The 10,380-nt window shown below is 60.9% G+C and carries 11 protein-coding genes; 4 read left to right on the forward strand and 7 right to left on the reverse strand.

Annotated elements, in window-relative coordinates; translation table 11 throughout:
• Positions 1–97: 97 nt before the first annotated feature.
• Positions 98–943, reverse strand: a complete 846-nt coding sequence (locus FHL16_RS33250; RefSeq protein ID WP_077750505.1) for an oxidoreductase — start codon at positions 941–943, stop codon at positions 98–100.
• Positions 944–1,056: 113 nt separating this feature from the next.
• On the opposite strand from FHL16_RS33250, the gene FHL16_RS33255 reads away from it, so the two are divergent.
• Positions 1,057–1,974, forward strand: coding sequence for a LysR family transcriptional regulator (locus FHL16_RS33255; protein ID WP_077750506.1), 918 nt, complete (start codon positions 1,057–1,059; stop codon positions 1,972–1,974).
• A 191-nt stretch (positions 1,975–2,165) separates the two neighbouring features.
• On the opposite strand, the gene FHL16_RS33260 is transcribed toward FHL16_RS33255, so the two are convergent.
• Positions 2,166–2,414, reverse strand: a complete 249-nt coding sequence (locus FHL16_RS33260; RefSeq protein ID WP_077750507.1) for a transmembrane sensor/regulator PpyR — start codon at positions 2,412–2,414, stop codon at positions 2,166–2,168.
• A gap of 266 nt (positions 2,415–2,680) precedes the next feature.
• Between FHL16_RS33260 and FHL16_RS33265 the strand changes: the two genes are divergently transcribed.
• Positions 2,681–3,178, forward strand: coding sequence for a VOC family protein (locus tag FHL16_RS33265; protein ID WP_077750508.1), 498 nt, complete (start codon positions 2,681–2,683; stop codon positions 3,176–3,178).
• Between the two features lie 35 nt (positions 3,179–3,213).
• On the forward strand, positions 3,214–4,047 hold the full coding sequence (locus FHL16_RS33270) for an AraC family transcriptional regulator (protein WP_077750509.1): 834 nt from the start codon (positions 3,214–3,216) through the stop codon (positions 4,045–4,047).
• 66 nt (positions 4,048–4,113) lie between these two features.
• Here FHL16_RS33270 and FHL16_RS33275 read toward each other — a convergent pair whose 3' ends face one another.
• The 5 genes from FHL16_RS33275 to FHL16_RS33295 all read right to left on the reverse strand — a co-directional run bounded on the left by FHL16_RS33275 (position 4,114) and on the right by FHL16_RS33295 (position 9,251).
• On the reverse strand, positions 4,114–4,701 hold the full coding sequence (locus tag FHL16_RS33275) for a LysE family translocator (RefSeq protein ID WP_010459750.1): 588 nt from the start codon (positions 4,699–4,701) through the stop codon (positions 4,114–4,116).
• A gap of 76 nt (positions 4,702–4,777) precedes the next feature.
• Complete coding sequence (locus tag FHL16_RS33280) at positions 4,778–6,286, reverse strand: tripartite tricarboxylate transporter permease (RefSeq protein ID WP_010459748.1); 1,509 nt, start codon at positions 6,284–6,286, stop codon at positions 4,778–4,780.
• A gap of 14 nt (positions 6,287–6,300) precedes the next feature.
• Positions 6,301–6,795, reverse strand: coding sequence for a tripartite tricarboxylate transporter TctB family protein (locus FHL16_RS33285; protein ID WP_077750510.1), 495 nt, complete (start codon positions 6,793–6,795; stop codon positions 6,301–6,303).
• Positions 6,792–7,763: a tripartite tricarboxylate transporter substrate binding protein gene (locus FHL16_RS33290; RefSeq protein WP_077750511.1), complete on the reverse strand. Its 972-nt coding sequence runs from the start codon at positions 7,761–7,763 to the stop codon at positions 6,792–6,794. The genes FHL16_RS33285 and FHL16_RS33290 overlap by 4 nt, the downstream gene beginning before the upstream one ends.
• A gap of 156 nt (positions 7,764–7,919) precedes the next feature.
• The gene (locus FHL16_RS33295) at positions 7,920–9,251 is read right to left on the reverse strand and encodes an aminotransferase-like domain-containing protein (RefSeq protein WP_077750512.1); all 1,332 of its coding nucleotides are present in this window, start codon (positions 9,249–9,251) and stop codon (positions 7,920–7,922) included.
• Between the two features lie 91 nt (positions 9,252–9,342).
• Between FHL16_RS33295 and FHL16_RS33300 the strand changes: the two genes are divergently transcribed.
• Complete coding sequence (locus FHL16_RS33300; RefSeq protein ID WP_077750513.1) at positions 9,343–10,239, forward strand: DMT family transporter; 897 nt, start codon at positions 9,343–9,345, stop codon at positions 10,237–10,239.
• The last annotated feature ends 141 nt before the right edge of the window (positions 10,240–10,380 follow it).

Consider the following 10,380-nt stretch of genomic DNA (forward strand, 5'->3'; position numbering starts at 1 on the left):
TTCTGATGTACCGGGTTTGGAGGGTTTGGGGCCGCTTCGCAGCCCAGCGGGAGCAAGCGCCCTCGCCACAGCAGCTCCCTGGCCACAAAGATTGCGATCAGTAATCGGTGGACACCGAGACCTCGCGCCACGTCTGCAATTCATCAGCGACGAAGGCGTTCTTGGCTTCGATCGCCGCGACGCAATCACTGCCCATCGGCAAGCGCAGCGGTGCCTTTTTCGCTTCCACCAGGATAATCATGGCCTGGGCGAGCTTGTCCGGGTCGCCCGGCTGGTTCAGGGTCACGGCCTTGGCAATTTTGCGCACCTCACCCGCCGTACTGTCGTAGTCGGCAATCGTCGACGGGGATTCGACCAGGGAGTTGCCCTCGAGGAATTCGGTCCGGAAATATCCAGGCTCAACCACGGTGACTTTGACGCCCACAGGTGCCAACTCGGCGTGCAACGCCTCGCTCAGGCCTTCGACGGCAAACTTGGTCGAGCAATAGACGCCAAACCCCGGCCCCGACGCGTAACCACCCACCGAAGACAGGTTGATCACATGCCCACTGCGGGCGGCGCGCATGTATGGCAACACGGCCCGAGTGATGTTCAGCAAACCGAAGACGTTGGTTTCGTACACGCGGCGCACTTCATCGGCGCTGGCTTCTTCCACCGCGCCCAGCAAACCAAAGCCGGCGTTGTTGACCAACACATCGATGCGCCCGAAATGCTCGATGGCGGCCTTGGCGACCGCAACGCCTTGCGCTTCGTTGGTGACATCCAGGGACACGGCGAGCAACGCAGGTTGAGTGCCGAAACGTTGGGTGACGCTGCTGGCATCACGGGCGGTGGCCACCACGGCGTCGCCATTGGCCAGTGCAGCGGCCGCGATCTTGGCGCCGATACCGCGCGAAGCGCCAGTGATGAGCCAGACACGTTTGAAGGTGTGGGAAGTGGTCATGAATCGAGTTCCTTGTTTGGGTTGGGGTGAGCACAAGGTACGCAGGAAGATTGGTCTGAAAAATGCCCTCGTGTTACAAGCACTATGAAACTGTCTTTCATAATGGCGCCGATATGAATCACGATCCTTTCGATGGCTTGACCGAGTTTCTGGCGGTGGCCGAGCACAAAAGCTTCACCCTCGCCGCCACCCGGTTGGCGGTGACGCCCACGGCGGTCAGCCACGCGATCAAACTGCTCGAGCGGCGCACCGGCGTGTTGCTGTTCCAGCGCACTACGCGCCGGGTGGCGTTGACCGAGGCTGGCGCCAGCCTGTTCGCTCGCTTGCGTCCGGCGGCCAGTGAAATCGACGAAGCTTTGGCGGTGCTCAGCGGTTTTCGCGACCAACCGATGGGCACGTTGCGCATCACCGCGCCACGCCTGTCCGGCGCCTTGTTGATCGAGCCGCTGATGCCGCTGTTTCGCCAGGCTTATCCGCAGGTCAGCCTCGACATTTCATTGGACGACGCCACAGTCGACTTGATGGAAAGCGGTTTCGATGCCGGGATCCGGCTGGGAGAGTCCATCGAGAAAGACATGATCGCCGTGCGCCTGACACCGGACCTGCAATGGTCGGTGGTGGGTTCGCCAGCGTACCTCGCCAAGGCCGGCAAACCGCTCAGCCCGGAAGAACTGACCCGGCATGCGTGCATCGGCTTCCGCTTCGCCAGCTCCGGCAGCGCGCATCGCTGGGAGTTTCGCCGCGACGGGCGAGACTTCACGGTGGGCGTCGAGAGTAGCGTGCTCGTCAATGATCGCAAGCTACTGATCAGCGCCGCCCGAAACGGGCTCGGATTAGCTTACGCCTGCAACCTGGAGATCATCGACGAGCTGGCGAACGGTCAGCTGGAGCGAGTGCTGCAGCCGTTTGTGCCGCTGAGTTCGGGGTTGTACCTGTACTTCCCCAGCCGTACCCAGACTCAACCGAAACTGCGCGCTTTCATCGACATGGCCACGCAGTGGATCGCTGATCGCGGCGGCCTTGGGCGTTAGAGTCTCGGCTTAAGCAGGATGCTGGTGTAGTGCATGAAAAACTGGCCGAAAGCGCCGCTCCACAGCAGCGCCGAGAGTCCCAGCCCCCACCCGGAAAACGGTACCGGAAACACCCGGCTCGCACCGGCGATCGCCAGAAAGAAGGGTCGAACGCCGAGACTGAAAAGGGGGGGCAGCGGCGAGTCTGCGCATCAGGCCAACGCCCTGACCAAACCTTTACTCAACCGATGCTGGGCCAGCAGGCGCATCACGTAGCCGATCTTGAGCAAGGTCGGCCCGACGATGGTCATGGCATGCATCATCACCAGCGCCACGATTGGCACATGGCCGCCGTAGAGATACGCGCCGTAGATGCCCGCCAAAAGCAGTGCCAGACCCGCGCCCAGCACGCGACTCGACAGGTTCAGAACGTTCTGAGGATTGTTGAAGAACTCGAACATTTTTCCGTACTCCTGAAGCAGTTCAGTTGTACGTTTTACGTATCAAGTCTCATGCCAGTTTTTTAATCCTTCCAAATCAGCACCCTGAAGCGATATGAGTCATAAGGACCACTCTCGTTAATGGTCTATATGACTCATATAAGTGTCATTTTGACTCAATCGCACACTAAGACCTAAGGGTAAATGTCGATCTACGGTCCAGCCAATCGACTACAAGCTGGCTACGCTGATAATCCAGCATGAATCACCCGTAGAGGAGCTTCATCATGCAACGCGTGCAAAAACTGACGCCCTGCCTCTGGTTCGACAATCAGGCCGAAGAGGCAGCGAAGTTTTACTGTTCGATCTTCGATCATTCGAAAATCACCGCCATCACTCACTACGGCAAGGCCGGCCAGGAGGTTCATGGCATGCCCGAAGGCTCTGTGATGACGGTCAGCTTCGAACTCGACGGGCAGCCCATGACAGGCCTCAATGGCGGCCCGGTGTTCACGTTCAGCGAAGCGATTTCGTTTCAGGTCAACTGCCAGACCCAGGAAGAAGTCGACTATTTCTGGGGCTCGCTTTCCGCCCATCCGCAGAACGAGCAGTGCGGTTGGGTCAAGGACAAGTTCGGCGTGTCCTGGCAGATCGTGCCGGTCGCCATGATGGACATGCTCAAAGACCCCGACACGAAGAAATCCCAACGCGCCATGCAAGCCATGATGCAGATGAAAAAGCTCGACATTGCCGCGTTGCGACGAGCCTTTGACGGCGAGAGCTAATACACTCCGTTGCTGGCCTGCCGAGGACATTGACGATGAAGCACACCTTTGCCAAAGACGCTGACACAGCACCCCGTTTCTGGCGAGACGATGCCCTGCCCTTCATCGAGGCCCGTTCCATCGCCGACGGCCGCGAGGTCTGCTACACCCGGCATTCCCACGAGCACTTTTCCATCGGCGCGATCACCGCCGGGCGCAGTACTTACCTTCATGAGCAAGCGCAGTTCCAGGTCAGCGCCGGCACCGTGGTGTTGATGAACCCTGATGATGTCCATGCCTGCAATCCGATCGACGACCAGCCGTGGTCATACTTGATGCTGTACGTCGAAACGCCCTGGCTGACCGATTTGCAGCGTCAGCTCGGCTTCAGCCAGGACTCCGCCTTCAGGCGGTTTTCCGTCACCCACACCCGCGATGGCAAACTGTTCGACGGCCTCAACAGTTTGTACGAAATACTGGTTGATCCCTGGCAGGACGTGTTGTGCAAACACAGTGCGGCGGTGGAGTTTTTTACCGATGTGCAACAGCGGCTAAACCCGGTCGATCAAGCGTTGCGCGAACCCAATTTCAAGCTGGAACGGGCCGCCGACTACATTCGTGACAACTGTACACACCCACTCAAGCTCGAAGATATTTGCGACGCGGCTCAACTGTCTCCGTCCTACCTGATTCGCGCCTTCAAGCACCATTACGGCATGACGCCCCATGCCTTTCTGGTCAACCGGCGTATCCAGTTCGCCCGTGATCAACTGCGCAATGGCAAGTTGATTGCGGAGGTAGCACTGGAAGCGGGATTTGCCGATCAGGCGCATTTCCAGCGGGTATTCAAACAGCATCTGGCAGCGACACCGGGACAGTATCGAGGCTAAGCACACCGTTGATAAAAAATGAGTTCAGTTTGCTGCACGGTCTCGATTGAGGTGAGTGGCCGGGGGCTAGGAAACCAGCAGATACACGGCACTCGCCCCCAACAATAGCGCCATGACGCGGTTAAACAAGCGCATGCCTGCAGGGTTATTCAGATAACCCTGCAGGAAAGTTCCGGCATACGCCCAGCACCCCACCGACACGTAGCAAATCACCAGATACACCGCTGCAAACTGCCAGACCAACCGCGCCTCGCCGTCCGCGACGAAGGCGCCCATGCCCGCCACACACGCCAGCCAGGCTTTCGGGTTAAGCCATTGCATCACCGCGCCATACAGCATCGACGGTGCCCGGCGTGACTCTTTGGCGTCGATGCGACCATCGTCTGCCGCAAGCTTCCAGGCCATGAACAACAAAAACGCCACGCCCGCCAGTTGCACCACCTGTGTCAGCGCGGGCCAGATGCGCAACACCTCATGCAGCCCCAGGCCCATCAACACCAGCAATAACACAAAGCCCAACGTGGCCCCGGCCACATGCCGCTGACTGGCGCGAAAGCCGAACTGCGCCCCCGAACTCAACGCGACAATGTTGACCGGACCCGGCGTTATCGACGCCACCAGGGCAAATGTGGCCATGGAGATAATCAGACTCATCGCACACCTTCTTCAATTCAGGAAAACCAGCGCCCAAGGTACTGAGCGCCCTGCCCTGCGTATTGAAGAAAACTGCCTAATCATCCTCATGCAACTTGATGCCCCGAGCGTGCAGCAGATGGGGCACGATCAACACCAACAGGGTCAGCGCGAGAAACGACGCGGCGATAGGTTGCGTCAGAAAGATCATCCAGTCACCTTCGCTGATGGACAACGCGTTGCGCAGCTGTTTTTCGGCCATCGGCCCCAGCAGCATGCCCACGATCACCGGCGCGACAGGGAAATCGAAGCGCCGCATCAGCACCCCGCCCCAACCGATTGCCAGCATCAGCAGCAGGTCGAACGAAGAGTGGCGCATGCCGTATACACCAATGGTGGCGAACACCAGAATGCCGGCGTTCAGGTACGGTCGGGGAATCTGCAACAACTTGACCCACAACCCCACCAACGGCAGGTTCAACACCAGCAAGATGACGTTGCCGATGTACAGCGAGGCGACAAGGGTCCAGACCAGATCACCCGAGGTCTGGAACAGCATCGGCCCCGGTTGCAGGTTGTAGTTCTGGAACGCGGCCAACAGGATTGCAGCCGTGGCGGAAGTCGGAATGCCCAGCGTCAGCAGCGGCACCAGGGAACCGGTCGCGCTGGCATTGTTGGCGGCCTCGGGGCCGGCAACGCCTTCGATGGCACCCTCGCCCTTGCTGCCTGCAAACTCTTTGGGAAACTTGCTCAGTTTGCGTTCGGCCGAATAGGACAAAAAGGTCGGGATTTCAGCGCCACCGGCCGGAATGGAGCCGAAAGGAAAACCGATCAGAGTGCCCCGCAGCCAGGCAGGAATCGAGCGCTTCCAGTCGGCCCGCGTCATCCACAAAGACGTCAGCCGGTGCCGACCGGACGCTTCTTCTTTTTGATACAGCAAGCTGTACAACGCCTCGCCCACGGCAAACAAACCGACTGCCACGAGCACGACTTCAATGCCATCCACCAACTCCGGCACGCCCAGGGTGTAGCGGGCAATGCCCGAGGTCGAATCCAGGCCGATCAAGCCAATCGTCAAGCCAATCCCCAGCGAGACGAAACCCCGCAGCATCGAAGCGCCGAGCACTGCCGACACCGTCGTGAAGGACAGCACCAGAATCGCAAAATACTCCGCCGGACCAAACTTCAGCGCCAACGTGGCAACGATGGGCGCAAACAAGGTGAGCAGGACCGTCGCGATGGTGCCGGCGACAAACGACCCGATAGCCGCCGTCGCCAGGGCCGGCCCTGCCCGTCCGTTTCGGGCCATGAGGTTGCCTTCCAGGGCCGTGACCATGGACGACGATTCCCCGGGGGTATTGAGCAGGATGGACGTGGTCGAGCCGCCGAACTGAGCGCCGTAATAGATCCCGGCGAACATGATCAGCGCCCCGGTGGGGTCGACCTTGGCCGTGATCGGCAACAGCAGCGCAACGGTCAGTGCCGGTCCGATCCCCGGCAACACACCGATGGCCGTGCCGAGCAGGCAGCCGATGAACCCCCACATCAGATTGATCGGGGTCAGCGCGGCGGCGAAACCGATGGCCAGGCTTGAGAGAATGTCCACCGTGCTTTACCTCCTCAGATCCAGGCGTTGATCAGGGGCGGAAGGGACACGCCGAGCCCGGCGTTGAACAGCCAGTAAATCGGCAGCGTCAGGGCAATGCCGATGGCGAGGTCGCGCACCGGGCGACGACTGCCAAACCCCCGGGCTGAACAGGCGAACAACAACCCCGCCGACAGCACGAACCCGATGAGGTTGATCAGCACTGCCACGCCCACCAGGCCCGCGGTCACCCAGGCAGCCCCGAGTTTGCCGCCGGGCAGCGCCTTGGCAGACTCGTCTTCGTGATCGGCCAATTCGCGAAAACCACCGGTGACGGCCTGATAACACAGCAACAGACCGACCACACCGAGGAACACCGCTAATGCGTAGGGATAGACGTGAGCGCCAAGGATGACGAAACCCATTTCCTCAGGAAAGCGGTTGGCGCCGAGCGCCAACACTGTACTGATGGCGACCACACCGAGGCCAATCGCCAGTTGCACCGGCAGGATTCTACGAGTCGGGTTCATTTCGCAATCAACCCGACCTCGACCAGCATCGCGCGCAGCCGCACGTGTTCTTCGTCGACGAATTTGCCGAACTCATCGCCGGTCAGAAGGTTGGGCGCCCATTTATTGGTCTCGACATTGGCTTTCCAGCCATCGCTGGCGGCGGCGGCCAGCACGGCGTCCGTCACTTCCTTGCGCTGCTCGGGTGTGAGGCCCGCGGCACCGTAAACACCGCGCCAGTTGCCGATGATCACGTCGTAGCCACTCTCTTTGAGCGTTGGCGCGTCGATGCCGGCTATGCGCTCGGACGCGCCGATGGCGAGCACCCGGAACTGGCCGTTGCGGATGTATTGGCCCAGTTCGGCATAACCTCCGGTGATCACCTTGATCTGGCCTCCGAGTACCTGCGCCACCACTTCGCCCCCACCCGCGAACGCCACGTAGTTCACCTTGTTGACGGGGATTCCCATTTTGCCGGCCAGGTCGGCGATCCCGATGTGATCAATCGACCCCTTGGAACCCCCGCCCCACGTGATGCTGGAGGGTTTGTCCTTGAAGGCTTTGAGCAAGTCCTCCAGGGTTTTGAACTCGGACTCCTTGCGTACGGCAATGACGTTGTATTCGGTGAACAGCCGGGCAATCGGTGTCACGTCCTTCAAGGTGATTTGCGGTTTGTTCTGTTCAATACCTGCGACCATGATCGCCCCGACCACCAGCAGCGCATTCGGGTCGCCCTTGGTGCTGTTAGCAAATTGCGCCAGCCCGAGCGTACCGCCAGCACCGCCCTTGTTCTCGAAGGTGACGGATTTGGCCGCCTTGGCCTCGACCAGGGCTTTGCCCAGATCCCGTGCGGTCTGGTCATAGCCGCCACCGACCGAGCCAGGGGCCATGAACTTGACGGTGTCCAGCGCAAACGCCGGTGCCGCGAGCGCGGCAGCGGTGACGGCAATTGCCATGAAGCGGCTTGATCGACGGAGCAAGGCAAGCATAGGGACTCTCCCGATATTATTTTTGTGGGGTGCCGATTGAATCGCGCTCAGGAGCAAACCCTGCTCTCTGAACATGCGTCTGTGAACAAGCGTAGGTCATGGTTGTGGTTATGGGTGTGTGGCTAGCGAAGTGATCACACCCGGGCAATGACTTCGCTACGTGTACGCCCCCACCACCCGCTTCACTTTCTCCAGTGCCACGGCAAGTGCGCCCAAGTCCACCGAACCCAGCGCCAGGCGGATTGCGTGGGGCACATGGACAGAAGTCGCGAACGGTTCGGCGGTCGAGACCGCCACCTGCTCGCGCATCAATGCCATGGCAATCTGGTCGGCTCGTGCGTCTTCCGCCAAGGGCAGCCAGATAAAGTAGGAGGATGGATGGCGCACGAAGTGCAGGCCGGCCAGGTGCTGATCGGCCACGGCCTGGCGGGCCTGTGCGTCTGCACGTTTTTGCGCTTCGAGCTGGCTGACGGTGCCGTCATCGATCCACGCACACGCAATCGCCGTCATCACCCCGGGGGTATTCCAGGTAGTCGCCCTGATCGTGCGCTCCAGTGCGGGCACGGTTTGCAGGGGCGCAGCGACGAATCCGACGCGTAGCCCGGTGGCGACGCTCTTGGAAAAGCCTGAAACGTACACCGTTCTTTCGGGGGCCAATTGTGCGAGCGGTGGCAGCGAGTCTTCGGCCAGGAACGCGTAGGCAGCGTCCTCGATGATGTGCAGGTCATGCTGGCGCGCAATCGCCACCAGGCGTTCACGCTGATCGGCGGCCATCACCCATCCCAGCGGATTGTGCAGCGTCGGCATGGTGTAGACGGCTCGCACCGATCGGATCCGGCAGAGCTTTTCCAGCGCCTCCAGATCCGGCCCGGTGTCGGTCCCGGGAATGGGCACGACTTCCAGATGCAGCGTTTCAGCCAGCACCTTGAACCCTGGATAGGTCAAGGCGTCGGCCGCGATCACGTCCCCCGGTTGCAGCAGCGCCATCAACGCCACCGTCAAACCATGCTGCGCGCCACTGACGAGCAACACCTGCTCGGCCTGTACCGTCAGCCCGCGCACCTCCAGATGGCGCGCGACCGATGCCCGCTCATGCAGGCGCCCCGCGTGCGGTTGATAGCGCAGATGGGATTCCAGGTCACCCGACAATGCGAGCTGACGCAAGGCATTGCGCAGCAGATCGGCCTGCCCCGGTACCGAGGGATAGTTGAAGTTGAGGTCGATCATCCCCGCCGCCACGCTGGGCTGATGAATGCCCAGGCTGGGCGGCAGCGAAGTCTCCCGGACGAAAGTCCCGCGCCCCGTTTCGCCACTGACGAGGCCCATGGCCTCCAGCTCTGCATAGACCCGGCTGGCAGTGACCAAGGCCAAGCCATGGCTGGCGGCGAGCAAACGGTGAGTCGGCAGGCGCGTACCGGGCGGCAAACGCCCTGAGCGGATATCGGCTGCGAAGGCGTCCACCAGCGACTTGTACCGGGAGCGAGGCATAGGGAAATGTATCCATGACAATTTTTTGATTGTATCGATAGTCGGTCATACGATGCGCTGAACGCAACCCCGCCCCTTGAGTGGACGCCAAATGGAACGCACATCGAAGCTGCAAAACCAGACAGTGGAAAAGAACACCAGCGGGTTGATCAATGGACTCATCGGCGTCCTGATCTTCAGCGGTTCGCTGCCCGCGACACGGGTGGCCGTCCTGGAATTCGAGCCGGTCTTTCTGACCGTCGCCCGAGCCACCATCGCCGGCGTGCTGGCGCTGTGCATGTTGTGGCTGTTCAAGGAAAAGCGCCCTGCGCGCCACCAGATGCTGCCCTTGGTCATCGTCGCGCTGGGCGTGGTGGTCGGGTTTCCGCTGCTGACGGCGCTGGCGCTTCAATATGTGACGTCCGCGCACTCCATTGTCTTCGTCGGCATGTTGCCACTCGCGACCGCCGCGTTCGGGGTGGTGCGCGGCGGCGAGCGTCCCCGGCCGGCCTTTTGGTTCTTCTCGGTCCTGGGCAGTTTACTGGTGGTCGGGTTCGCCGTTTCCCAGGGGCTCACCGCTTCGCCGGCCGGCGACATCCTGATGCTACTGGCCATTCTTGCCTGCGGCCTCGGTTATGCCGAAGGGGCGAAGCTTTCCAAAACCCTGGGCGGCTGGCAGGTGATTTCCTGGGCGCTGGTAGTGTCACTGCCGATCGTGGCGCCACTGACCTGGTGGCTGACGCCCTCTTCGTTCTCGGGCATCAGCGCGCCGGCCTGGTGGAGCCTGGCGTATGTGTCGCTCTTCAGCATGCTGATCGGCTTCGTATTCTGGTATCGCGGATTGGCCCAAGGGGGGATTGCAGCCGTTGGCCAGCTGCAGCTGCTACAGCCGTTTTTTGGATTGGCGCTGGCGGCCACGTTGCTTCACGAGCAGGTCAGCCTCGGCATGCTCGGAGTCACTGTTGCGGTGATTTTGTGTGTGGTGGGTGCGAGGAGGTTTGCGAGGTAGACCGACGGTGCCCGGCGAAACCGGCCGGTCTTGTGGCCAACAAAAGCCCCCAGTGATCGGCAGACCACTGGGGGTTCTTCGCGTTTGAAACGTACGAGTCGCGGCTATGTCACTTCTGGCCCTGATGAACAGCCAAACATT

This window comes from Pseudomonas sp. FSL W5-0299, assembly GCF_005930655.1.
Classification (GTDB): domain Bacteria; phylum Pseudomonadota; class Gammaproteobacteria; order Pseudomonadales; family Pseudomonadaceae; genus Aquipseudomonas; species Aquipseudomonas mandelii.